The sequence below is a fragment of the Streptomyces sp. NPDC028991 genome (assembly GCF_055564775.1).
Genome location: NZ_JBVHVP010000005.1, coordinates 374,795 through 398,977, shown reverse-complemented (window position 1 = coordinate 398,977; position 24,183 = coordinate 374,795). Strand labels below are relative to the sequence as shown.

General features: G+C 71.4%; 22 protein-coding genes and 1 riboswitch. Of the genes, 1 reads left to right on the top strand and 21 read right to left on the bottom strand.

Annotation, left to right across the window (positions count from 1 at the left end; all coding sequences use genetic code 11):
* Positions 1-192: 192 nt before the first annotated feature.
* The gene (locus ACZ4V1_RS14425) at positions 193-1,158 is read right to left on the bottom strand and encodes a M23 family metallopeptidase (RefSeq protein ID WP_468334503.1); all 966 of its coding nucleotides are present in this window, start codon (positions 1,156-1,158) and stop codon (positions 193-195) included.
* Positions 1,159-1,160: 2 nt separating this feature from the next.
* Positions 1,161-1,320: riboswitch (cyclic di-AMP (ydaO/yuaA leader) on the bottom strand.
* A 423-nt stretch (positions 1,321-1,743) separates the two neighbouring features.
* Here ACZ4V1_RS14425 and ACZ4V1_RS14420 point away from each other — a divergent pair.
* Positions 1,744-2,541, top strand: a complete 798-nt coding sequence (locus ACZ4V1_RS14420) for a tyrosine-protein phosphatase (RefSeq protein WP_468334500.1) — start codon at positions 1,744-1,746, stop codon at positions 2,539-2,541.
* Between the two features lie 9 nt (positions 2,542-2,550).
* Here the strand turns inward: ACZ4V1_RS14420 and ACZ4V1_RS14415 are convergent, their stop codons facing one another.
* From ACZ4V1_RS14415 to ACZ4V1_RS14320, 20 genes are all read right to left on the bottom strand, one after another.
* On the bottom strand, positions 2,551-2,673 hold the full coding sequence (locus ACZ4V1_RS14415; protein ID WP_468334497.1) for a DUF6126 family protein: 123 nt from the start codon (positions 2,671-2,673) through the stop codon (positions 2,551-2,553).
* Positions 2,670-3,320, bottom strand: coding sequence for a helix-turn-helix domain-containing protein (locus ACZ4V1_RS14410; protein WP_468334494.1), 651 nt, complete (start codon positions 3,318-3,320; stop codon positions 2,670-2,672). Before ACZ4V1_RS14410 ends, ACZ4V1_RS14415 begins: the two co-directional genes overlap by 4 nt.
* Positions 3,321-3,396: 76 nt before the next feature.
* The gene (locus ACZ4V1_RS14405) at positions 3,397-4,782 is read right to left on the bottom strand and encodes an aspartate aminotransferase family protein (RefSeq protein WP_468334491.1); all 1,386 of its coding nucleotides are present in this window, start codon (positions 4,780-4,782) and stop codon (positions 3,397-3,399) included.
* Positions 4,783-6,723 (bottom strand): 1-deoxy-D-xylulose-5-phosphate synthase, encoded by a 1,941-nt coding sequence (dxs, locus tag ACZ4V1_RS14400; RefSeq protein WP_468334488.1) that lies wholly within the window; start codon positions 6,721-6,723, stop codon positions 4,783-4,785.
* A gap of 27 nt (positions 6,724-6,750) precedes the next feature.
* Entirely contained in the window at positions 6,751-7,905 is a 1,155-nt protein-coding gene (ispG, locus tag ACZ4V1_RS14395; RefSeq protein WP_468334485.1) for a flavodoxin-dependent (E)-4-hydroxy-3-methylbut-2-enyl-diphosphate synthase, read from the bottom strand.
* A 4-nt stretch (positions 7,906-7,909) separates the two neighbouring features.
* Positions 7,910-8,932: an adenosyl-hopene transferase HpnH gene (gene hpnH / locus ACZ4V1_RS14390; RefSeq protein WP_468334482.1), complete on the bottom strand. Its 1,023-nt coding sequence runs from the start codon at positions 8,930-8,932 to the stop codon at positions 7,910-7,912.
* A gap of 6 nt (positions 8,933-8,938) precedes the next feature.
* Positions 8,939-9,580: a phosphorylase family protein gene (locus tag ACZ4V1_RS14385; protein ID WP_468334479.1), complete on the bottom strand. Its 642-nt coding sequence runs from the start codon at positions 9,578-9,580 to the stop codon at positions 8,939-8,941.
* Positions 9,577-11,643 carry a squalene--hopene cyclase gene (gene shc, locus ACZ4V1_RS14380; protein WP_468334476.1) on the bottom strand — a complete coding sequence of 689 codons (2,067 nt, stop codon included), beginning with the start codon at positions 11,641-11,643 and terminating at the stop codon, positions 9,577-9,579. Before shc ends, ACZ4V1_RS14385 begins: the two co-directional genes overlap by 4 nt.
* Before the next feature lie 118 nt (positions 11,644-11,761).
* On the bottom strand, positions 11,762-12,826 hold the full coding sequence (locus ACZ4V1_RS14375; RefSeq protein WP_468334846.1) for a polyprenyl synthetase family protein: 1,065 nt from the start codon (positions 12,824-12,826) through the stop codon (positions 11,762-11,764).
* Between the two features lie 68 nt (positions 12,827-12,894).
* Positions 12,895-14,331 (bottom strand): hydroxysqualene dehydroxylase HpnE, encoded by a 1,437-nt coding sequence (gene hpnE, locus ACZ4V1_RS14370; protein WP_468334473.1) that lies wholly within the window; start codon positions 14,329-14,331, stop codon positions 12,895-12,897.
* Positions 14,328-14,486 carry a DUF6380 family protein gene (locus ACZ4V1_RS14365; RefSeq protein ID WP_468334470.1) on the bottom strand — a complete coding sequence of 53 codons (159 nt, stop codon included), beginning with the start codon at positions 14,484-14,486 and terminating at the stop codon, positions 14,328-14,330. Before ACZ4V1_RS14365 ends, hpnE begins: the two co-directional genes overlap by 4 nt.
* On the bottom strand, positions 14,486-15,436 hold the full coding sequence (gene hpnD / locus ACZ4V1_RS14360) for a presqualene diphosphate synthase HpnD (RefSeq protein ID WP_468334467.1): 951 nt from the start codon (positions 15,434-15,436) through the stop codon (positions 14,486-14,488). Before hpnD ends, ACZ4V1_RS14365 begins: the two co-directional genes overlap by 1 nt.
* Positions 15,433-16,335: a squalene synthase HpnC gene (hpnC, locus tag ACZ4V1_RS14355; protein WP_468334464.1), complete on the bottom strand. Its 903-nt coding sequence runs from the start codon at positions 16,333-16,335 to the stop codon at positions 15,433-15,435. Before hpnC ends, hpnD begins: the two co-directional genes overlap by 4 nt.
* 359 nt (positions 16,336-16,694) lie before the next feature.
* On the bottom strand, positions 16,695-17,483 hold the full coding sequence (locus ACZ4V1_RS14350; protein WP_468334461.1) for an ABC transporter ATP-binding protein: 789 nt from the start codon (positions 17,481-17,483) through the stop codon (positions 16,695-16,697).
* Positions 17,476-18,405: an ABC transporter permease gene (locus tag ACZ4V1_RS14345; protein ID WP_468334457.1), complete on the bottom strand. Its 930-nt coding sequence runs from the start codon at positions 18,403-18,405 to the stop codon at positions 17,476-17,478. Before ACZ4V1_RS14345 ends, ACZ4V1_RS14350 begins: the two co-directional genes overlap by 8 nt.
* Before the next feature lie 96 nt (positions 18,406-18,501).
* Positions 18,502-19,374 carry a glycosyltransferase family 2 protein gene (locus ACZ4V1_RS14340; protein ID WP_468334454.1) on the bottom strand — a complete coding sequence of 291 codons (873 nt, stop codon included), beginning with the start codon at positions 19,372-19,374 and terminating at the stop codon, positions 18,502-18,504.
* Between the two features lie 8 nt (positions 19,375-19,382).
* Positions 19,383-20,162 carry a CDP-alcohol phosphatidyltransferase family protein gene (locus ACZ4V1_RS14335; RefSeq protein ID WP_468334451.1) on the bottom strand — a complete coding sequence of 260 codons (780 nt, stop codon included), beginning with the start codon at positions 20,160-20,162 and terminating at the stop codon, positions 19,383-19,385.
* Complete coding sequence (locus ACZ4V1_RS14330; RefSeq protein WP_468334448.1) at positions 20,140-21,201, bottom strand: iron-containing alcohol dehydrogenase family protein; 1,062 nt, start codon at positions 21,199-21,201, stop codon at positions 20,140-20,142. Before ACZ4V1_RS14330 ends, ACZ4V1_RS14335 begins: the two co-directional genes overlap by 23 nt.
* Positions 21,189-21,941, bottom strand: a complete 753-nt coding sequence (locus ACZ4V1_RS14325; protein ID WP_468334445.1) for a phosphocholine cytidylyltransferase family protein — start codon at positions 21,939-21,941, stop codon at positions 21,189-21,191. The genes ACZ4V1_RS14330 and ACZ4V1_RS14325 overlap by 13 nt, the downstream gene beginning before the upstream one ends.
* A complete protein-coding gene (locus tag ACZ4V1_RS14320; RefSeq protein ID WP_468334442.1) occupies positions 21,938-23,764 on the bottom strand; it encodes a DUF5941 domain-containing protein in 1,827 nt (608 codons plus the stop codon). Before ACZ4V1_RS14320 ends, ACZ4V1_RS14325 begins: the two co-directional genes overlap by 4 nt.
* Between the last annotated feature and the right edge of the window lie 419 nt (positions 23,765-24,183).

Below are 24,183 nucleotides of genomic sequence, written 5' to 3'. Positions count from 1 at the left end.
TCACTCTTCGAATCGTCTGCCACGTCGGCCCACTATTCACCTTGAATGTGACCTACGCGACCGTAGGAAAGGGTTGACGGGCGGTGAGAAAGACCACGCCTAAAGTGTTCGTCAATTCCGGAATAGGCCGAAGGCCGGACCCGGGGATCGGAGTCCGGCCTTCGGTGGCGCGGAGGCCGCGCCAAACGGTCGTCAGAGGGAGACGCCGTGCGAGCGCAGGTACGCGATCGGGTCCACGTCCGAGCCGTAGTCCGGCGTGGTGCGGATCTCGAAGTGCAGGTGCGGGCCGGTCACGTTGCCGGTGGCACCCGAGAGGCCGACCTGCTGACCCGCCGTCACGGACTGACCGGCGGAGACGGAGAGCGAGGACAGGTGGGCGTACTGGGCGTAGTGGCCGTCGGCGAGCTGGATGACGACCTGGTTGCCGTACGCGCCTCCCCAGCCGGCGGAGACGACGGTGCCCGCGCCGACGGCCTTGAGCGACGTGCCGGTCGGGACGACGAAGTCCGTGCCGGTGTGGTAACCGCTGGACCACATGCTGCCCGTCTGGTGGTACGGGGTGCCGACGGTGCCGCCGGGGACGGGCGAGGTGAAGCCGCTGGTGGTGCCGGCGGACTGGGCGCTCGTGTTCGAGGAGTCCGAGGACGAGGTCTTGGCGGTGTCCGACGACTTCCCGGCGGACTCCGGCTTCTCGGACTTCCCGGCGGACGACTTCTCCGGCGCGGCGGGCTTCTCGGCCGCCGGCTTCTCCGACTCGGCGGACGACGGGGCGGACTCGGCGGCCCGCTCGCCGATCGAGAGCTTCAGGCCGGGGTGGATCAGCGACGGGTCCGAGCCGACGGCGTCGCGGTTGTCCGAGTACAGCTTCTTCCAGCCGCCGTCGACGTCCTGGTCGTCGGCGATCTTCGAGAGGTAGTCACCGCTCTTCACGGTGTACGTCCGCGAGTCCGAGTTCTTCTCGGTGCCGCCGGCGGCCTTCTTCGCCGCCGTCGGTATGGACTGCACGGTCTGCTCGGAAACGGACTGCGCGGGAGCGGCCTGGGCACTGGCGGCGCCCATCAGCGGGAGCGCGAGCGCGGCGCCACCGGTTCCGGCTACGGCGATGGTGCGGGTCAGGCGCATGGCCCTGGTACGGCGGTGCTTACCCTTCGCGGGCATGGCGAATTCCTCTCCGGCGCCTACGAGGTGAGCTGTCGGGTGCGAGCTGGAGATGCCCGGCCGCGCCGAGACGCGGCTTTACCCCAAGCCGTTCCGGGAACCGGAACAGGCGGTTGTACCTGTGGGTCCCCCGCTCCTGCCGTGTACGGGTGGTGGATGAGTGCTGGCTCCGGTCGGCGGCAGGATTAGGCGTCCGTCCGGATCGGTGGTGAACGTAAGGGACCAAGACGCGCAGGGACAAGCGAGGGGTTCCGATGACAGGTGTTCCGATTGATCCTTTACGGGGACCGCCGGTCACCCTCCGTCGATTCGCCCAGCGCCCTTCCACGTGAACAGCCTTGAAAACCGGCAGAATTACGTGAACATGACGGGCAACGCACGGTCACGGATATGACGCTGCTCACGCACCACCTCCCCAGTTCCTCTTATTCCAGCGCTAGTTGGAACGAAGGTGCCGATTCGGACAGAAGGCCCAGACGTGGCGCAGTCGGGCGACTGTGACACCGGGGGGCCGGCACCGTGTCGTATCGTCGACTGGTGCCCGTCGGCGAGCAGCGCGGACGGGGCGGAGTGGGAGGAGCCCCCGTGACGCAGCAGGTCCCGTCGACCGAACCCCAGCTGGCCGGTGTGCGCAACTTCCGAGACGTGGGCGGCCTGCCGACCGTGGACGGGCGGCGGGTGCGGCAGGGCGTGCTGTTCCGCAGCGGGCACCTGGCTCACGCCACCGGGGAGGACGCCGCGTTCCTGGCCTCGCTGGGCCTGCACACCGTCTTCGACTTCCGCAACGCGGCCGACCAGAAGCTCGACGGCCCGGACGTCGAGCTGCCGGGCGTGCGCAATGTGAACCTGCCGCTGAGCGATCCCGCCGACGGCGCCGAGTTCTGGAAGATGGTCCGCGACGGCGACCTCGACCAGCTGCGCGAGATCCTGGCGGACGGCAAGGGTGCCAACCGGATGATCGACTCCTACCGCATGATCATCAAGGAGCGCACGGCGGAGCACTCCCGGGTGCTGCACGCGCTCGCCGAGGACAGCGTCCCCGCCCTGATGCACTGCGCGGCCGGCAAGGACCGCGCGGGCCTGTCCATCGCGGTCACCCTGCTCGCCCTGGGCGTCGAGCGTGACGCCGTCGTCGACGACTACCTCAAGTCCAACGCCGCGCACCGCCGCTACAAGGTGCAGCGCAGCGGCTCCGCCGCCTCGGCCTACTCCCCCGAGGTCATGGAGCTGCTCAGCCCCCTCTTCGACGCGCGCGCCGAGTACCTGGCGGCCGCCTTCGAGACCGTCGAGGAGACCTGGGGCGGGGTCGACGCCTACCTGGAGAAGGGCCTGCGGATCACCCCGGAGACCCGGGAGCGGCTGCGCGAGCGCCTGCTGGACTGAGCCGCCCGCTCACCGGCTGTCGGCGCCGACCTCGAAGAGCAGGTAGATGAAGGCCGCGAAGACGTGCCCCACGATGAGGTAGATGAAGAGTCGCACCCACAGGGCGCGCGGGAACTTCTCCTGCGGGTTCACGGCGTTTCTCCAGGGGTGGGATGGACGGGCGTGGCGGCCGGGCCCAGGCACAGCGCGGCCGTCGGGCTCTGCAGCAGGGTGTGGACGAAGAGGAGCTCGACCCCGTCGGCATCCTGGGCGGCGATCCGGTGCGGGGTCAGCGAGTCGAAGTGCGCGCTGTCACCCGGGTCCAGCACGTGCACGGTGTCCCCGAGGCGCAGCCGCAGCCGGCCCCGCAGCACGTACAGCCACTCCTCGCCGGGGTGCACCCGCACGATGTCGCCCTGCGAGCCGTGCGGCACATGGACCCGCAGGGCCTGCATACCGCGACCGGCCCCGCCGGCCTGCCAGTACGTCCAGCCACCCGCGAACGTCGGTTCCATGGCGTCGGCGCGCACGACGGCGTCCCGGTCCGCGGCCGTCTCGCCGAGCAGCTCCGAGACGGTCGTACCGTAGACGCGGGCGAGGGAGAGCAGCATCGGCAGCGAGGGCTGGCGCTGGCCGGTCTCCAGGCGGGAGAGGTGGGCGGGCGACAGTCCGGCCGCACGGGCCGCCGTCTCCAGGGTGAGGGCGGCCCGGCGCCGCAGGGCACGCAGCTGCGGTGCCACGACGGACACCGCGCCCGCCGCCGCGTCCGGCGACGGCGGACCGGTCTCGTGGGAGGTCATGCCTCCATTTCAGCCCGAGAATTGCCTTGTGGGCAATTTTCTTGCCTCACAGGCAAAGTCGGCGCCGGATGCCTCGCTAACGGTTGGCCATCGCCTGTCTCACCAGGGTCTTCCCGAAGTCCCACATCAGGCCGCCGCCGTTGTGCGCGTCGTCCATCACCTCGGTGAAGGCGTCGACGAATCGGTCCGCGTCGCCGGCGTCGATGATCAGCGGCGGGATGAGCTTGATCACCTCGAGGTGGTCGCCCGACACCTGCGTCAGGATCCGGTGCCGTTGCAGCAGCGGCACCACCACCATCTGCGCGAACAGGCCCTTGCGCGCGGCCTGCAGCATCGTCCAGCGGCTGCGCAGCTTCAGCGACCTGGGCCGGCCGAACTCGATGCCGATCATCAGCCCCCGGCCCCGGACGTCGGCGAGCAGCTCGTAGCGGTCCACCAGCTCCGTCAGCCGGGACTTCAGCCGCTCCCCCACCGCGGCGGCGTTCGCGACGATCTCCTCGTTCTCCATCACCGACAGCACCGCGAGCCCGGCCGCCATGGCCTGCGCGTTGGACCCGAAGCTCGCCGAGTGGACCTGCACCCGGTCCATCGAGGAGAACACCTTCTGGAAGATCCAGTCCTTGCCCAGCGTGGCCCCCACCGGCACGTAGCCGCCGGACAGCGCCTTGGCCACGCACACCAGGTCGGGCTCGACGCCGTCCTCGTGCTGGAAGGCGTAGAACCTGCCGGTCCGGCCGAGGCCCGTCTGCACCTCGTCGGCGATCAGCAGCGCCTTGTGCCGGTGCAGCAGCTCCTGCGCGGCGCGCAGATAGCCGGGCGGGGCCTCGTGCACGCCCTTGCCCTGGACCGGCTCCACGATCAGCGCGGCCACGTCGCCGTGCTTCAGCTCCCGCGCCAGGGCGTCCAGGTCGCCGAGCGGGACGGCGGTGTCGGGCAGCAGCGGGGCGAAGCCGTCGCGGAAGCCGTCCTCGCCGTTGACGGACAGCGACCCGGTGGTCAGCCCGTGGAAGGCGTGCGAGCAGTACAGGACCCTCGGCCGGCCCGTCGCGTACCGGGCGAACTTCAGCGCGGTCTCGACCGCCTCCGTGCCGCTGTTGCCGAAGAAGACCCGGTCCAGGTGCGGGCTGTAGGAGAGCAGCCTCTCGGCCAGCAGACCGGGCAGCGGCGGGCAGTCGAAGCGGGTCAGGTCGGCCAGGGAGGCGTCGAGGACGTCGTGCAGCGCCTTGCGTACGACAGGGTGGTGGCGCCCCAGGCCCATCACCGCGAACCCGGCGAGCATGTCCAGGTAGTCGTTGCCGTCCGCGTCCCAGAAGTGCGCGCCCTCCGCCCGCTCGTAGACCTTGTCGAAGCCGATGGTGTGCAGCATGCGCGGGAGCTGGTGATTGAGGTGCCTGGCGTGCAGCTCGTAGCGCTCGGCTCCGCGCTCGGCCAAGAGCGCGGCGAGGTCGAACTCCTTGGTCATTCAGTTCTCTCCTTGCACTGGCATGGCGGTCCGTCCGCCGCCGGCGTGTTCGCCACCGGGCGTTGCGGCCTGTTCCCCGAGGGCGAGGCTGGCGCTGATCCGGCCGGCGATCTCGACCGGGGTGAGACCGATGTCGGCGAGCACCTCGGCGCGCTTGGCGTGCGCGAGGAACTGCTCGGGGATGCCGAACCGGCGCACGGGCACGTCGACGTCGGCGTCGCCGAGGGCCAGCGCCACCGCCGAACCGACCCCGGCGGCACGGCTGTTGTCCTCGACGACGGCCACCAGGCGGTGCCGCGCGGCCAGGGGCGCGAGCGCCGGGTCGACGGGTTTGACCCAGCGCGGGTCGACGACGGTGCATCCGGTGCCGCGGGCTTCGAGCAGCTCGGCGGCCCCGAGGCAGACGGGCGCCATCACACCGACGGCCACGAGCAGCACCTCGGGCCGGTCGGCCGCGTGCAGGACGTCCATGCCGCCGACCCGGTCGACGGCGGGTACGGCCGGTCCGACGGACTCCTTCGGGAAGCGCACGAGCGTCGGCGCGTCGGCGACGGCGACCGCCTCGCGCAGTTGGGTGCGCAGCTGGTCGGCGTCGCGCGGGGCGGCGATGCGCAGACCCGGGACGACCTGCAGGACGGACATGTCCCACATGCCGTTGTGCGAGGGCCCGTCGGCGCCGGTGACGCCCGCCCGGTCCAGGACGAAGGTGACACCGCAGCGGTGCAGGGCCACGTCCATGAGCAACTGGTCGAAGGCACGGTTGAGGAAGGTGGCGTAGACGGCGACGACCGGATGGAGACCACCGGTGGCGAGGCCGGCCGCGGACACGGCCGCGTGCTGCTCCGCGATGCCCACGTCCCACACCCGGTCGGGGAAGCGCTCGGCGAAGGCGGCGAGGCCGACCGGGTCGAGCATGGCCGCGGTGATCGCCACCACGTCGTCGCGCTCCTCACCGATCCGGACGATCTCCTCGCCGAAGACGGAGGTCCAGGACGGCCCGCTCGAGGGACTGAGCGGGGCGCAGGTGAGCGGGTCCATCGCGCCGACGGTGTGGAAGTGGTCCGCCTCGTCTCGCAGAGCGGGCTCGTAGCCGCGGCCCTTCTCCGTGAGGCAGTGCACCAGAACCGGCCCGTGGAAGCGTTTCGCGCGCCGCAGCGCCGACTCGACGGCCCCGGTGTCGTGCCCGTCGATCGGGCCGACGTACTTCAGCCCCAGGTCCTCGAAGAGTCCCTGCGGCGCGAAGGCGTCCTTGAAGCCCTTCTTGGCGCCGTGCAGGGCCTCGTAGAGGGTGTCGCCGACCACGGGGGTGCGCTGGAGCACGTCCTTGCCCCAGGCCAGCATCCGCTCGTAGCCGTCGGTCGTACGGAGCGTCGCGAGGTGGTTGGCGAGGCCGCCGATGGTCGGGGCGTACGAGCGTTCGTTGTCGTTGACGACGATGATCAGCGGCCGGTCCCCGGCGGCCGCGATGTTGTTCAGGGCCTCCCAGGCCATGCCGCCGGTGAGCGCGCCGTCGCCGATGACGGCGACGACATGGCCCCGCTCCCCCCGCACCCGGCGGGCCTTGGCGAGGCCGTCGGCCCAGCCGAGGACGGTGGAGGCGTGACTGTTCTCGATGACGTCGTGCTCGGACTCCTCACGCGACGGGTAGCCGGACAGCCCGCCCTTCCCGCGCAGCTTGGAGAAGTCCTGACGCCTCGTCAGCAGTTTGTGTACGTAGCTCTGGTGGCCGGTGTCCCACAGGATGCGGTCGGCCGGTGACTCGAAGACCCGGTGCAGGGCGACGGTCAGCTCCACCACGCCCAGGTTCGGGCCGAGGTGTCCGCCGGTGCGGGCTACCGCGTGCACCAGGAAGTCCCGTATCTCGTCGGACAGTTCACCGAGTTCCGCCTCGGACAGCGCCTTCAGGTCGCGTGGTCCCCGGATGCTCTCCAGAATCGTCACGCTCGGGCCCCCTTCGGTCCGTGCTGTTCAGCTCACGGTGACGGCCGGCTCCCCCGACGCGCCGTCCTTCTCCATCTGCTCGGCGATCCGCATCGCCTCCTCGATGAGGGTCTCCACGATCTTGGACTCGGGGACGGTCCTGACGACCTCGCCCTTGACGAAGATCTGGCCCTTGCCGTTGCCGGAGGCGACACCGAGGTCGGCCTCGCGGGCCTCGCCGGGGCCGTTGACGACGCAGCCCATGACGGCGACGCGCAGCGGCACGTCCATGCCCTCCAGGCCGGCCGTGACCTCCTCGGCCAGCTTGTAGACGTCGACCTGGGCACGCCCGCAGGACGGGCAGGAGACGATCTCCAGGCCGCGCCGGCGCAGGTTGAGCGACTCCAGGATCTGGATGCCGACCTTGATCTCCTCGACCGGCGGGGCCGACAGGGAGACGCGGATGGTGTCGCCGATGCCCTGGGAGAGCAGCGCGCCGAAGGCGACGGCCGACTTGATGGTGCCCTGGAAGGCGGGCCCGGCCTCGGTGACACCCAGGTGCAGCGGGTAGTCGCACTGGGCGGCGAGCTGCCGGTAGGCCTCGACCATCACGACCGGGTCGTTGTGCTTGACGGAGATCTTGATGTCCCGGAAGTCGTGCTCCTCGAAGAGCGACGCCTCCCACAGCGCGGACTCCGCCAGCGCCTCGGGGGTCGCCTTGCCGTACTTCTGGAGCAGGCGCCGGTCCAGCGACCCGGCGTTGACCCCGATGCGGATCGGGGTGCCGTGGTCCTTCGCCGCCTTGGCGATCTCCTTGACCTTGTCGTCGAACTGCTTGATGTTGCCGGGGTTCACGCGGACCGCCGCGCAGCCCGCCTCGATCGCGGCGAAGACGTACTTCGGCTGGAAGTGGATGTCCGCGATCACCGGGATCTGCGACTTCCTCGCGATCACGGCAAGGGCGTCCGCGTCGTCCTGCGTCGGACAGGCCACCCGCACGATCTGGCAGCCCGAGGCGGTCAGCTCGGCGATCTGCTGGAGCGTCGCGCCGATGTCGGACGTACGCGTCGTGGTCATGGACTGCACCGACACCGGAGCCCCGCCCCCGACCGGGACCGGCCCGACCTGGATCCGTCGCGACACGCGTCGCTCGGCGATCGGCCGGACCGGTACCTCGGGAACGCCCAAGGGGATGGCGCTCACGCCTTCACTCCCGGTTCGAGGAGACGGTCTCGCGCATGGCACGCAGGGACTCCTTGAGGGAGCCCATGGTGGCCAGGACGGCGGTGGGCTCGTAGCCGCAGTGCGCCATGCAGTTGGCGCAGCGCGGGTCCTTGCCGCGGCCGTACTTGTCCCAGTCGGTGTCCTCGATCAGTTCCCGGTACGTCGGGACGTACCCGTCGCTCATCAGGTAGCAGGGGCGCTGCCAGCCGAAGAGCGAGTAGTTCGGGATCGCCCACGCGGTGCACGGGAAGTCGACCTTGCCCTCGAGGAAATCGAGGAACAGCGGGGAGTGGTTGAGCCGCCAGCGGGCCCGGTTACCGCCCGAGAAGGCCTTCTTGAACAGCTCGCGGGTCTGCTCCACGCCCAGGAAGTGCTCCTGGTCGGGGGCCTTCTCGTAGGCGTAGGCGGGCGAGATCATCATCTCGTCGACCTTGAGGTCGTCGTTGAGGAAGTTGAGGACCTCGACGATGGTCTGCGGGGTGTCGGTGTTGAAGAAGGTCGAGTTGGTGGTCACCCGGAAGCCGCGCCGCTTGGCCTCCTTGATGGCCTCCACGGCCTCGTCGAACACCCCCTCCTTCGCCACGGACTCGTCGTGCCGCTCCCGCAGCCCGTCGATGTGCACCGCGAAGGCGAAGAACGGCGAGGGCTTGAACTTGTCCATCTTCTTGCGCATGAGCAGCGCGTTGGTGCACAGGAAGACATACTTCCGCTTGGCCACCAACTGGCGCACGATCTCGTCGATCTGCGGATGCATCAGCGGTTCGCCGCCGGCGATGGAGACCATCGGCGCTCCCGATTCGAGCACCGCCCCCACGGCCTGCGCGACCGGCATGCGCTGCTTCAGCACTCCGGCCGGGTGCTGGATCTTGCCGCATCCCTCGCACTTGAGGTTGCAGGCGAAGAGCGGCTCCAGTTCCACGATGAGCGGGAACTTGTCCCGTCGGCGAATCTTCTGTTCGGCCAGGTATGTAGCGACCTTGATGGACTGGCGCAGCGGCATGGCCATCTGGGCTCACCTCCGGGGGAGCGGCAAGGAACGGTGCCATTCGAAGAATGCGGGAAGAACGGATCGAAGGACGCGGAAAGCCGATATTCCACCGCGCACCGTGCCGATCCGGACGAGTTCGTGTTCTGGAGCGTCCACCACCACTCGGACGGCCGCAACCGGGCGCGCGCCCGCCCGGACGGCGCTCAGGAGCGTGGCCGCGGACTCCATGTCGACGGCGATCGCGCCCGTCGCCAGCAGGTCGGCGCGTTCGGGACCCCGGACGACGTGATCCGATCCGGTGAGCGGCCCGGTGTGGACGGTGCGCCCGGGCACGGCACGCGCGAGTTCCTTGACGAGGCGGTCCGTCCCGACGCCGGCCACGGTGCCCCGGGGGTCCCGGGCCTCCTCGGCGACGACCAGGTCGCCGGGGTGCATGCCGGGGGCGAGTCCGGCACAGAAGCCCGTGGCCAGCACGGCGGCGCCGTCGAGCGCCGGGTCGGCCAGGAGCCGGGTGACCGAGCGCTCGGCCGCCTTCGGGCCCATGCCCGTACGCAGAACGGTGACCGGCCCGCCGGCGCCACCGCGGTCACCGGTGCGCAGGGCGAGGTGCTCGATGCCGAGCGCGCAGGCGATGAGCAGCGGGGACGGGCCGGACTGTCGGTTCATCGGCTGCCCTTCACCTCGGCCGCGGACGTCTCGGGCGCGGGCTGCTCGGCGAGGGCGGGTGCCTGGGCCGCGCGCGCCTTCTCGGCGAAGGGCTCTCCGTGGACGTACCGGCCGAGGGCGGTGAGCGGGAAGACCTGCCGGTAGAGGTGGTAGTTGATGGAGAAGTCCCAGGGGAAGCCGGTGCCGGTGAAGTAGGGCTCGTCCCAGGAACCGTCCTCCCGCTGGGTCGCGGCGAGCCACTCGACACCGCGTTCGACGGCCTTGGACTCCCGCTCCCCCGCCGCCAGCAGGGCCATCAGCGCCCACGCGGTCTGTGAGGCCGTGGAGGCGCCCCGGCCGCTCCACTCCCTGACGTACCGGTAGGAGCGCAGGTCCTCGCCCCAGCCGCCGTCGTCGTTCTGGACGGACTCCAGCCAGCTCACGGCGCGGCGGATGGCGGGGTGCGAGGCGGGGATCCCGGCGGCGGTCAGGGCGGGGACGACGGAGCCGGTGCCGTAGACGTAGTTGACGCCCCAGCGGCCGAACCACGAGCCGTCCGCCTCCTGTTCGGCGAGCAGCCAGTGGATGCCGCGCCGGGTGCGCGGGTCGTGGGCGAGGCCCTCCACGGCGAGCATCTCGACGACGTGCGCGGTGACGTCCGCCGACGGGGGGTCGATGACCTCGCCGAAGTCGCAGAACGGCAGCCGGTTGGGGAAGGAACTGGTGTTGTCGACGTCGAACGCGCCCCAGGCACCGTTCCTCGACTGCATGCCGAGGTTCCAGCGCACCCCGCGGCCGATCGCCTTCTCCACCCGCTCCGGGTCGTGGTGGCTGACCCGGCGCAGTGCGAGGACGACCTCCGCGGTGTCGTCGATGTCGGGGTAGTTGTCGTTGTGGAACTCGAACGCCCAGCCCCCGGGCGGGAGTCCGGGCCGCTTCACCGACCAGTCGCCGGGGCGCACGATCTGCTCGCCGAGCATCCAGTCCGCGGCCTTCACCAGCTGCGGGTGGTCGGCGGGCACCCCGGCGTCGGCCAGCGCGATGGTGGCCAGGCAGGTGTCCCACACCGGGGACTGGCAGGCCTCGATCATCCGGGCGCCGTCCTCGCGCCACACGGCGAAGCGGTCCAGCGACTCCAGCCCCGCGCGCATCACGGGGTGTTCGAGGTCGTAGCCGAGCAGGTAGAGGGCGATGACCGAGTACACGGCGGGCGGCTGGATGCCGCCCCAGCAGCCGTCGTTCTCCTGCCGCTCGATGATCCAGCGGGCGGCGGTGTTCATCGCGGCCCGGCGCAGCCGCCGCGGGGCGACCCGGCGGTAGGCGTGCAGCGCCTTGTCCAGGCGCTGGAAGGCACCGTCCCAGCTCGCCGCCGGTGCCAGGGGCTTCGGCGGGTTGGGACGCGCGGGGTCGGTGTGCAGTTCGTCGAGCGGGAAGGGCGCGGGGCGCACCGGCCGCTTCGCGGAGACGATGGTCAGCGGCACGATGGTCTGCCGGGCCCAGCAGCCGAAGTCGTAGATGTTGAGCGGGACCCAGGTGGGGAAGTAGATGAGCTCCGGCGGGAGTTCGGGCAGGTCGTCCCACTTCCACCAGCCGAACAGGGCGAGCCAGATCCGGGTGAAGACGCGGGCGGCGGCGATGCCGCCCCGGGACCGGATCCACTCCGACGCCCTCGCCATGTGCGGCGCGTCGGGCGCGTCGCCCGCCAGGCGCAGGGCGACGTAGGCCTCGATGGTGGCGGACAGGTCGCCCGGGCCGCCGTAAAAGGTGGCCCAGGTGCCGTCCTCGCGCTGCTCGCCGCGGATGAAGAGGGCGGCGGCGCGGGTGGTCTCCTCGTCCAGGATGCCCAGGAACTGGCGGAGGAGCAGGTCCTCTGCGTCCATCGTGACGTTCGTCTCGAGGTCGCCCTTCCACCAGCCCTGGGCGTCCTGCCGGGAGAGCAGGAAGTCCGTGGCGCGCCGGGTGGCGCGTGCGGCGGCTTCTGGTACCCCGGCCGCCGTGGCGGGGATCGTGACGTCGGTTTCGCTGGCCGCGGCTGCGAGGGGCTTCAGGGTGGCCCCGGTGCTTCCGTCGGTCGTCGCTGTCATGGCTTCCCCTTCGTGCAGTAAACAAGTGGTGCTTCTGCTGTGGGTCCGCCGTCGGCCGGTGCTCGTCTTCCCGCGACACCGGCCGGCGACTACGCGAGGGCTATTCGACCGATAGTGATCATCTCTTTCGTACGACGACGAAGTCCGCGAGCGCCGTGAACCGGTCCCGCACCCGGTCGGGCATGTCGACGGCGTCGAGGGCCTCGATGGCGATGGTGTGCTGACGGCGTGCCTCGCCGGCGGTCCATTCCCGGCCGCCCGCTTCCTCGATGAGGGCGGCGCGGGCCGCGAACTCCTCCTCGGAGAAGTTCGCGAAGTCGCTGGTCTTGGCGTCGGCGGCGAGGATCTCGCCGAGCCGTTCGGAGGCGGAACCGCCCGCCGCGAGGGCGGCCACGACGGGCAGGGACTTCTTGCGCTGGCGCAGGTCGCTCCAGGTCTGCTTGCCGGTGGAATCCGGGTCGCCCCAGATGCCGAGGAGGTCGTCGACGGCCTGGAAGGCGAGGCCGAGGTGGTAGCCGTACCTCTCCAGCGTGTCGGCGGTGTGCTCGTCGGCGCCGCCGAGCACCGCGCCGATGGAGCTGGCGGAGGCGAGCAGGGCGCCGGTCTTGTTGCCCTCCATCTCCAGGCACTCCTCGACGCTGACGCGGTCGCGGTGCTCGTAGGAGATGTCCTGGGCCTGGCCGTCGATCAGGGCGCGGGTGGCGCTGGTGAGGCGGCGGGTGGCGCGGCCGGCCTCGACGGTGCCGAGCTCCAGCAGCACTTCGTTGGCGAGGGCGAACAGGGCGTCGCCGACGAGGATGGCCTGGGCGGGGCCGTGCACCTTCCAGACGGTGTCGCGGTGGCGGCGCTGCTCGTCGCCGTCCATCAGGTCGTCGTGCAGGAGGGAGAAGTTGTGCACCAGTTCCACGGCCACCGCGCCGGGCACGCCGGTCTCGGGCGCTGCACCGGTGACCTCGGCGGAGAGCACAGCGAGGGCGGGACGGACGGCCTTGCCGCCGTCGCCGTCCGCGGGGTTGCCCTGGGCGTCGATCCAGCCGAAGTGGTAGGCGGCGACGGTGTCCATGGGCGGTGCCAGGCGGTCGACGGCCGCCCGCAGGACCGGCGTGGACAGGGTCCGGCCGCGCTCCAGGAGCGCGGTCACGTCCACCGTGGTCCTCGGTGCGGCCTTCGGGGCCGGGGGCACAGTGGGCACAGTCTTTCCTCCAGTTGCGGTACCGGGAGTGCGGGAGTCGGTCCCCCTCGGATCGGCTTTCACGCCGCCTCCTCGAAGAAATCGGGGAGGAGGCCGCGGGACCGGCCCAGGGCGCCGAGCGCGGCGCCCGCCGCCCCGACACCGCTGCGAACCGCACTCTCCATGGTCGCGGGCCACCCCGTGGCGGTCCACGCTCCGGCCAGGTAGAGGCCGGGTGCCTTGGTGCGGGCGCCGGGCCGGAGCCGTCCCACGCCCGGAGCGGGAGCGAAGGTCGCGGTGCGCTCCCTGGTCACGAAGAAGTCCTTGACCTCGGCGCCCCGGGTGCGCGGCAGCAGCCGCTCCAGTTCGGGCAGGTAGCGCTCACGCAGCGTGGCCACGGGCTCGTCGATCTCGCTCTGGGCGGCCGACTGCGACAGCGCCAGGTACTGACCCTCCTTCAGCCCGGAGGCCTCGGTACGGTCGAACACCCACTGCACCGGGGTGCCGAGAGCCGTGAGGAACGGCGTGGCGAGCACCTTGCGGTCGTAGATCACGTGGATGTTGAGGATCGGCGCGGTGCCGATCTCCAGGAGGTTCCCCGGGGCGTCGAGGGCGCCCGGGGGCAGCAGGTCGTGCGCCTCGCGCTGCGGTACGGCGAGGACGACCGCGTCCGCCTCGAGCGTCTCGTCGGGAACCTGAACGCTCCAGCCGCCGTTCTCGTTTGCACAGACGGAGGTGACGCGTGTACGGACCTCGGTACGGACGCCCGCGGAGTCGAGCGCCTTGCGGGCCAGCCGGTCGTGCAGTTCGCCCAGCGGGACGCGGGCCCAGCCGATGTCGGCCGCGCCCGGGTCGGACAGCAGACCGGTCTTGAAGACCATCGCGGCGAGCCCCAGGGAGGCGTCGCCCGCGACCGCGTTGAGGGTGGCGACCCCGACCAGGTCCCACAGGGCCTCGACGGCCCGCGCCGACTGACCGTGCGCGGAAAGCCAGCTGCCGAAGTCCTGGGTGTCCAGGGCCGGGTCGGCGGGGTCGAGCCCTTTGAGCGCGAGCGCGGCACGCCCGACCCTGGCGCGCTCGGCGAGCGAGAGATGCGGGTACGTCGCCAGGCTGCGCCCCAGGTGCAGGGGCACGGGCAGCGCGTCGCGCCGCAGTCTGCCCAGCCGCCGTCCCTCCGGCCCGGCCAGGTCGAGAACGGGCACGTCGAGACGATCCTGCACGGGAGCCAGCGCCGCTCCGCCGATACGGTCGAGGAACCAGCGGTAGGCGGTGCAGCAGCGCAGGTACACGTGCTGGCCGTTGTCGACGGTGAGGTCGCCGCGCCGGAAGGAGAAGGCGAGCCCGCCCAGGCGCGGCCGGCCTTCGAGCAGGGTGACGCGCACCCCGGCGTCGGCGAGCGCGAGCGCGGCGGTGACCCCGGCGAGTCCGCCACCGACCACGACGGCGTGTCCGCCGGGGCGGAGGGCGGAGACGTCCGCGAGCTGCCCGCCGTCACGCGTGCCGTTGCCGTGGGTCATGGTGCGCCCTTCCCTGTCCGGTCGCCGTGGTGCTTGAACGGCGTACAGCCGACCGTCTCAGTCAGGGACGCCGACCGCCACCGGAGGGTTGCCCGCCGTACTTCGCCGGAGGCACCGCCTCGGTCCGGCGTGTCGAGTGTGCCGGATGTCTCCATCAGGCGCGCCTCCTGACGGCCCGCCGGGTGACGTGCCGGGCGTCCAGCCCGGACAGGCCGCGCACGGCGACGTAGGCCTTCTCGCGTCCGGGGAGTGAGACCCGGCCGCGCAGCACGGCCTCGGGGTCGCGCTCGATGCGGTCCAGGAGACGGCGGTAGATGCCGGCCATGGCGGCCACGCAGGCGCCGCTGCGCCGGTCGAGCATGGGCAGCAGCCGGTAGCCCTCGGCGAAAAGGGCGCGGGCCCGACGCACTTCGAAGTGCACGAGGCCCGCGAAGTCGGAGCCCTCGGGTGGCGTCGGCCCGCTGAACCCGGCCGAGCAGCCGAACTTGGCGAGGTCGTCGGCGGGCAGGTAGGTCCGCCCGCCCTCGGCGTCCTCGCGGACGTCCCGCAGGATGTTGGTGAGCTGAAGCGCGAGCCCGAGCGTGTCGGCGTACTCGGGCGCGCGCTCGGCGCCGCGCGCCCCCGGTTCCGTACCGAAGACGCCCAGCGAGAGGCGTCCGATGGCGCCCGCCACGCAGCGGCAGTAGGTCTTCAGGTCGTCCCAGGTCTCGTAGGTCTCGCCGCGGACGTCCATCTGGACGCCGTCGATGAGTTCGTCGAGGCCGCCGAGCGGAATCGGGAACCGCGTGGCCGCGTGGGCGAGGGCGACGGCGACCGGGTCGGTGTCGTCCTCGTCGACCGCGCCCTCCTGGATGCGGGCGAGCACGGCTCGTGTCTCCTCGAGCCTGGTGACCTTGACGTCGCCGGCCAGCGCCCCGTCGCCGATGTCGTCGACGCGGCGCGAGAAGGCGTACAGCGCCGACATCGCCCGGCGCTTGGGCGTCGGCAGGAGCCGGATGCCGTAGGCGAAGTTGCGGGCCTGCTGTCCGGTGACGGCCTCGCAGTAACTGTAGGCGGCGAGTACCGGTGCCGACGCGTGCTCTGACGACTCCACGGTCCCGATCACCCCTCTCCTCGCAGGGTCACGCCCACCTCGCGCAGCAACTGGGTCTTGCCGGGCTTGGGCGGGCCGGGAAGTACGTCGTGATCGGCGGCGGCGATCGCCCTCAGGGCCGCCCTGCCACCCGCCACGAACCCCGCGAGCAACAGACGCAGCCTGCCGCGGACGCTGCCCACCAGGGGGGCGCCCTCGCTCAGCAGATCGCGGGCGCGCCGGGCCTCGTACGCGATCAGGGTGCGCACCGACGCGTTCGCGGTGGGTGCGGCGAGGTCCGTCTCCTGGACGTGGAAGCGCTTCATGTCCTCGGCGGGCAGGTAGACGCGGTCCCGGCCCAGGTCCTCGGCGACGTCCTGGAGGTGCTCGACGATCTGCAGGGCGGTGCAGATCGCGTCGGAGCGGCGGATCCGCTCGGGCGTCGAGGTGCCGGTGACCGCGAGGACGAGGCGGCCGACCGGGTTGGCGGACAGCTCGCAGTAGGCGAGGAGGTCGTCGTGGGTCTCGTACCGCGCGACCAGTTGGTCCTGGCGGTTGGCGGCGATCAGGCCGAGGAAGGGCTCGGGGGTCAGCGAGCGGCGGCGCACGGTCGGCTGGAGGCGGCGCAGCAGCGGATGGCGGGGGGCGCCGTCGAAGACCCTGCGCAGGTCGTCCTCGAAGGCGTCCAGCATCAGCAGCCGGTCTTCGGCGCGGTCGGCGGGGACGCCGAGGAGACGGGCGTCGGCGCCGCCGGGGGCCAGGTCGCCGTCGCCGATGTCGTCGACGAGGCGGGCGAAGCCGTACACGGCCATGAGGTCGGTGCGCCAGTCTCGGGGCAGGAAGAAGGGGGCCACGGGGAAGTTCTCGTCCGCGGCCTTGGCGAGGGTGCCGCGCTCCGGGTCGACGGCGCGTGCCGTGCCGGCGACCGTCATCGCCGGCTGCCCTGGGCGGGGACGGCGCACGCTTCGCGGAGGTGGGGAGTTTCCGTCGCCATTGCCGTCACATCTCCCGTTCTACACTGCCGACCCAATACACACTATTTCGGACACGCCGCCTGACCGCCCGTGCGGCAGGCCCGCTCCGGGGTGTCGGGCATTATCGCCCCAAGTGCCGCGTTTCGGGACCGGTACAGCTTACGTTGTACAACTCACGGAGGTCCGACGGGGTCCTCCGCGCATCACAAGAACACACCGATCGGCTTCAAGATTCCTGCGAACGCCAGGAGTTGACGTTTCCTTTGCAGACGCCGGGCCGCGCGTGAACAGTTCCTGCGCGGCCCCGGCGTGTCGGGCTACTTGCCCGTGAACTTCTCGTACTCCTTGAGCACCTCTTCGGTCGGTCCGTCCATGCGCAGCTCGCCGCGTTCCAGCCACAGCACGCGGTTGCAGGTGTCGCGGATGGACTTGTTGTTGTGGCTGACCAGGAAGACGGTGCCGGCTTCCTTCTTCAGCTCCCGGATGCGCTCCTCGGAGCGCGTCTGGAACTTCCGGTCGCCGGTGGCCAGGGCCTCGTCGATCATCAGGACGTCGTGGTCCTTGGCGGCAGCGATGGAGAAGCGCAGGCGGGCGGCCATACCTGAGGAGTAGGTGCGCATGGGCAGGGTGATGAAGTCGCCCTTCTCGTTGATGCCGGAGAAGTCGACGATGTCCTGGTAGCGCTCCTTGATCTGCTCGCGGGTCATGCCCATGGCCAGGCCACCGAGGATGACGTTCCGCTCGCCGGTCAGGTCGTTCATCAGGGCCGCGTTCACCCCGAGGAGGGAGGGCTGGCCGTCGGTGTAGACCTTGCCGCGCTCGGCGGGCAGCAGGCCGGCGATGGCCCGCAGCAGGGTCGACTTGCCGGACCCGTTGGATCCGATCAGGCCGATGGCCTCGCCCCGGTAGGCGGTGAAGGAGACGCCCCGCACGGCGTGCACCTTGCGCACGCCCCGCGCCGCGTCGTCGGAGCCTCGCCTGATCATGCGGCTGAGGGCCGCGGTCGCGCTGCCCTTGCCGGTCCTGGCGCCGTTGACGCGGTAGACGATGTGCAGCTCGTCCGCGATGACCGTCGGCACTCGCTCGCCCTGCTGCTGGTCAGCCACGGCCGTACCTCTCCTCCGCCTTCCAGAAGTACACGAAGCCGCCCACGGCGAGGAGCACGGCCCAGCCGAGCGCCGCCGCCCACACGTGCGGCGGCAGGTTCTCGGAGCCGTAGCCGTCGATCAGCGCGAAGCGGATCAGGTCCATGTAGACGGCGGCCGGGTTCCACTGGAGCACGTCGGCCAGCCAGGCCGGCTTGTCCTCGAGCATGATCGGAATGGAGAACATGACGCCCGACGCGTACATCCAGGTCCGCATGATGAACGGCATCAGCTGGGCCAGGTCCGGTGTCTTCGCCCCCATCCGGGCCACGATCAGCGCCAGCCCCATGTTGAAGAGGAACTGCAGGACGAGCGCCGGGAGGGCCAGCAGCCAGGACAGCGAGGGGTAGCTGCCGAAGCCGATCACCACCGCGAACATCACGATCATCGAGGCCAGCAGCTGCTGGAGCTGCTGGAGCGCGAACGAGATCGGGAGCGAGGCGCGCGGGAAGTGCAGTGCCCGCACCAGGCCGAGGTTGCCCGAGATGGCGCGTACGCCCGCCATCGCCGAGGACTGGGTGAAGGTGAAGACGAACACGCCCGTCACCAGGAACGGGATGTACACGTCCTTCGGCATGCCCCGGCCCGCGTTGAGGATCAGACCGAAGATCATGAAGTAGACGAGCGCGTTCAGCAGCGGGGTGGCCACCTGCCACAGCTGGCCGAGCTTGGCCTGGCTGTACTGGGCGGTCAGCTTCGCCTGGGAGAAGGCGAGGATGAAGTGCCGCCGCCCCCAGAGTTGACGGACGTACTCGCCGAGGGACGGCCGGGCACCGCTCACGGACAGCCCGTACTTGGCGGCCAGCCGGGCCGGTGTGAGGCCCTCGTCGGGCGACACGGGCTTGGTCATGGCGACCGTGCCGTCGTGCGTTGTCTCACTCACTGGTGGAAACTTTCGTCTTCGGAATGCTCGGCCGCGCGGGCCTGGCATGGACCTGTTGGCCCGGTTCGGGCCGGGACGCTCTCGGATACGAGCTTGTCAGATCACGGGAGGCCGGCCCAGCCGGGTCAGCCGCCACACCGTACGCCACCTCATGGGCCGGCGCGGGCCGCACGGGGTGGCCCAGCCCTCGCGGAAGCCGCCGAACCAGGCCTTCAGGGCCGCTCGCGAAGGGCGGCGCAGCAGTGTGAGCAGCATCCACACCCCGAGATAGACCGGGACGAGGAGCGCGGGGAGGTTGCGGCGGGCCAGCCAGACCCGGTTGCGGGCGACCATGCGGTGGTAGACCGCGTGCCGTGAGGGCGCGGTCGTGGGGTGGTTGAGCACCATGTCGGACCGGTAGTCGATCATCCAGCCCGCGTCCAGGGCCCGCCAGGCCAGGTCGGTCTCCTCGTGGGCGTAGAAGAAGGCGTCCGGCAGACCGCCGACCTGGGTGAGGACGCGGGTGCGGACGGCGTTGGCGCCGCCGAGGAAGGTGGTCACCCGGGAGGAGCGCATCGGGTCCGAGGCGCGCAGCCGCGGGACGTGCCGGCGCTGGGTCTCGCCGGTGTCCGGGTCCGCGATGCGGAAGCTGATGATGCCGAGCTCGTCGTCGGCCGCGAACGCCTGCCGGCACAGCTCGGCGGTGTCGGTGCGGGCGAGCAGCCCGTCGTCGTCCAGGAAGAGCAGGATGTCGACGTCGCTCCCGCCCGGGCCGAAGGCCTCGATGCCGACGTTGCGGCCGCCGGGGATGCCCAGGTTCTCGGGCAGCTCGACCGTGCGGACGCCCTCCGGCACGTCGGGGACGGGCGAGCCGTTGCCGACCACGACCACCTCGACCCGGTCGCCGTCCTGCTTGGCGACCGAGTCGAGCAGCGCGCGCAGTTCCTCGGGGCGGTTGCCCATCGTGATGACGACGGCGCCGACCTTCATGGCCCCGCTCACTTCAGCCTGCTGGAGGCGAGGATGGACACCAGGTGCAGCAGGGTCTGCAGCAGCGCGATGCCCGCGAGTACGGCGGTGCCGAGGCGGGTGAAGAACAGGTCGCCGCGGCTCGCGTCGACGATCGCGAGGACGAGGATCAGCAGGGACGCCTCGATGCCGAGGATCAGCCGGTGGAACTTGAGTGCCCCGGCGGCCCGGCGGGCCAGCGCCATGCCGGAGGAGCGCGGCTCGGACGCGGACTCCTGGACCGGCTCCTTCCCGGTCTGGTGCCGGGCCACGCCGACCAGGTCGGTCTCGGCCTTGATCAGGATGGCGCCGAGCGCGGCCAGGGTGCCGAGGAAGGCCCACAGCCAGTCGATGCGCCCGGTGCCCCAGATGTCGGCGGCGCGCAGGCCGAGGCCGACCAGGACCGCGGCGTCGGTCAGGTAGGCGCCGACCCGGTCCAGGTAGACGCCGCCGAGCGAGTACTGCTTCTTCCAGCGCGCGACCTCGCCGTCGACGCAGTCCAGCAGCAGGTAGAGCTGGACCGCGACCACGCCGAGCACGGCGCCCCAGATGCCCGGCACGAGCAGCGCAGGGGCCGCGAGCACGCCGCAGATGGTCATCAGGTACGTGAGCTGGTTGGGCGTGATCCTGGTGTTCACCAGGTAGCGGTCGATCCGCAGCGAGACCTCGCGCATGTAGAGGCGTCCCGCCCAGTGCTCACCGCTGCGCCGGTCCTTGACCCCGGCGGGGTGGACGACCGGACGTAGTTCAGCTACCGATGGCCTTGACATAGTCGGCGTACAGGTCCTTGATCTGGTCGGTTTTGAGGTCGAGGTGCTCGAGGATCGTGTAGCGGCCGGGCCGCGTCTGCGGAGCGAACTCCACGGCCCGGAAGAACTCCTCGGGCGTGAACCCGATCTCCTCCGGCAGCACGGGCAGCCCGTGCCGGCGCAGCACCTCGGCCATGTGGGCGGACTCCTCGTGGGCGCCGCGCAGGTACATCGCGAAGGCCGCGCCCAGGCCGCACTGCTCGCCGTGAGAGGCCGCGCGGGTGGGGAAGAGCAGGTCGAAGGCGTGGTTGATCTCGTGGCAGGCGCCGGAGGCGGGCCGCGAGTCGCCGGAGACCGACATGGCGATGCCGGTCAGGACCAGGCCCTCGGCGAGCACCTGGAGGAAGTCGTTGTCACCGACGCCGCCCGGGTGCCGGAGCACGGCCTCGCCGGCCTGGCGGGCCATCGCGGCGGCCAGGCCGTCGATCCGCTCGCCCTTGACCCGGTTGGCCAGCTCCCAGTCCGCGATCGCGGAGATGTTGGAGACGGCGTCGCCGATGCCGGCGCGCACGAACCGCACCGGGGCCTCGCGGATGACGTCCAGGTCGATGACGACGGCGATCGGATTCGGGACGCCGTAGGAGCCGCGGCCCGCATCGTTGTCGAGGGTGGCGACCGGCGAGCACAGTCCGTCGTGCGCGAGGTTCGTGGGCACGGCGACCAGCGGGAGGCCGATGCGGGCCGCGGCGAACTTGGCACAGTCGATGATCTTGCCGCCGCCGAGGCCGACGACCGCGTCGTAGTGGCCGCCCTTCATGGCGCCGGCCAGCTTGATCGCGTCGTCCAGGGTGCCGCCGCCGACCTCGAACCAGTCGGCGCCGGGCAGCGACGGGGCGACGCGCTCGCGCAGCCGGGCGCCCGAGCCGCCGCTGACGGCGACGGCGAGCTTGCCCGAGTGGGAGATGCGCTCGTCGGCGAGCACACATCCCAGGTCGTCGAGGGCACCCGCGCGGATGTCCACGACGACCGGCGACGGGATGAGCCTCGTCAGTACTGGCACGCGATCTCCCTGCCCTTGGCGAGGTCGTCGTGGTTGTCGATCTCGACCCACTTGACGTCGCCGATCGGCGCCACGTCGACCTTGTAGCCGCGGTTGACCAGCTCCTGGTAGCCGTCCTCGTAGTACAGCTGCGGGTCGCGCTCGAAGGTCGTCTTCAGGGCGTCGGCCAGCTCGACGGCGGCCTCGCCCTCGATGAGGGTGACGCCGATGTACTCGCCGGTCGCGTCGGACGGGTCCATCAGCTTGGTGATGCGCTGGACGCCCTTGTCGGGGTCGACGACGACCTTCATCTCCTCCTCGGCGAGGTTCTTCACCGTGTCGAGGGCGAGGATGATCTTCTTGCCGTCGCCGCGGGCGGCGAGCAGGGTCTTCTCGACGGAGACCGGGTGCACGGTGTCGCCGTTGGCGAGGATCACGCCGTCCTTGAGGGCGTCACGGCCGCACCACAGGGAGTAGGCGTTGTTCCACTCCTCGGCCTTGTCGTTGTCGATCAGGGTGAGCTTGACGCCGTACTTCCGCTCCAGCTCTTCCTTGCGGTCGTACACGGCTTCCTTGCGGTAGCCGACGATGATCCCGACCTCGGTCAGGCCGACCTCGGCGAAGTTGGCCAGCGTCAGGTCCAGCACGGTGATGCTGTCCTCCGCCCCCTCCGGGCCGACCGGGACCAGTGCCTTGGGCAGGGTGTCGGTGTAGGGGCGCAGACGGCGTCCGGCGCCGGCCGCCAGCACGAGGCCGATCATGCGGGTTCTCCTTCGTCGTGTACGGCGGGTGCGCCGACCTTGTGGGCGGCGACCCAGAAGCGGATGCTCTCCACGAGCACCACGAGAGCCACGGCCACGGCGAGGACCGTGAGCGCGACCTTGAACTGTGTGGCGGTGAGCAGCACGGCCAGCACGGTGATCACCAGCGTGCGGCCCTCGTGCCCCCCGACCGTCCGCACCAGCCACTGCGGCGGCGCTCCAGCGTCGCCGCGGATGCGGTAGACCGTGTCGTAGTGATGGTAGGCGACCGCGGCAACCAGCCCGAAAGCCGCCGGAAGCGCACCGTTCACGTCCGCTTTCGCCGCCAGTACCAGGACGGTGCCGTACTCGGCGGCGCGCAGGAACGGCGGGACCAGCCAGTCGAGGGCGCCCTTGAGGGGGCGGGCGACGGCGAGGGCGGACGTCAGGACGTAGCCGATCGCGGCGACGGCCGGCCAGGGGCCGCCGAAGTCGGTGAGCGCGGCCGTCGCGACGACGGCGACGCCGCCGAGGAGGGCGACGGCGGGGGCGGTGAAGCCGGGCAGCCGGCGGGCCGTCCGCGCGAGCCCCTTGGCGGCGGCCTCGGCGAGCGGTCCCGAGTCGGCGAGGTCGGCCAGTGCCTTCGCCGCCCGGTCGGTCCGCGTCGCCTTGCGGGTCAGCGAGCGCAGGACGCGGCCCGCGGTGGTGTACGTCGCGGCGAACGCGCAGCCGATCAGCAGCGCGTAGAAGGTGATCCGGGGCGTGGTGAGCGCGGTCAGGACGGCGATCATGGCCCAGCGTTCGCCGATGGGAAGGACGATCATGCGCCGCACCCAGACCGTCCAGCCGACGCTGTCGAGCTTGTCGGAGAGGGCGGCGGTGGGGCTGGTGTTGGCGGCGGCGGCCGTGCTGTCGACGTTCGCCTCGTTGAAGGCGAAGTCGACGACGTGCCGGCAGGTCTGGAGGACCATCGCGCCGAGAGCCAGGGCCCATACGTCGTCGCCGCCGCGGGCGGCTCCGAGGGCGAGGCCCGCGTAGTAGGCGTACTCCTTGGCGCGGTCGAAGGTGGCGTCCAGCCAGGCGCCGAGCGTGGAGTACTGGAGGGAGTAGCGGGCGAGCTGTCCGTCGGTGCAGTCGAGGACGAAGGAGGCGATGAGCAGGACGCCGGCGGCGACGAAGCCGCCGCGGGTGCCGGTGGCCGCGCAGCCCGCCGCTATGAGCGCGGTGATGAGCGAGGCGGTGGTGACCTGGTTGGGGGTCAGGCCCCGGCGCGCGCACCAGCGGGCGATGTAGCGGGAGTAGGGGCTGATGAAGTGAGTGGTGACGAAACCGTCGCGGGCCTTGACCGCCGACCTCAGGCGTACGGCCTCCTCGTCGACGCCGGCGACGGCCTGCCGTGCCTCGTTGCGGGCCTGGGGATCGGCGGGGACGGCGGCGACGAGGCTGCCGAGCTCGGGCCGGTGGACGCCCGCGCCGTCGGCGTCGAGGGCGGCGGCGATCCGGTCGGCGAGGCTGTCGACGGCCAGCGCGGTGCCACCGTGGCCGGAGTTCTCGCGGGCCATCGCGCGGGTGAGGGCCTGGCGGGCGTCCGGCTGGGCGGTCACGGCACCCGGAATCGCGGCGAGCGGGAAGCGGGGGTCGGTGAGGGCGAGGCGCAGGGCGTGCAGGTGGCCGACGAAACGGGCGTCGACCACGGCGACCCGCTCGCCGCCCGGCACCCGGGCCAGCAGCGTCTCGGTGTCGGCGGCACCGGAGGCGACGCGTACGTCGAAGCCCAGGGACCGCAGCTCGCTCTCGATCGACGAACCGGGGACCGGCTGACCGGTGAGGATGGCGGTCGGCAACCGAACTCACTCCCTGGGTGCCGACGCCTGGGCGCCGGGCCTGTGCATGGTGGGACGCCCGTACCTGCGGCACCCGGGCGGCGTGTCGGCAGAGGCTATCGGATGCCTGGAACGCCGTGTTCACCGCCCGTTTCACGGTCGGTCGACGCCGCGTACACCCGCCTTTGCCGCGATCATCATCGTGGATTCGGGGCCCGCCCCACAAACCGCGCCCCCAGACCGGACATCGCGGACATCGCACAGCGTCGACGGCTGTTCGCTCAGAGTCAGGCCCGCCTCGGCGCGACCGTTCGCCCGCACCGCCCGGACGGGCCGCCCGAAGCATCGCGGCGCTCTGACCTGCGCAACGTTTCCGCAGGTCAGGGCACATGACAACGGTGTTCAGTGCCGCGTTGCCCGATACCCCCTACCCGTAGTTC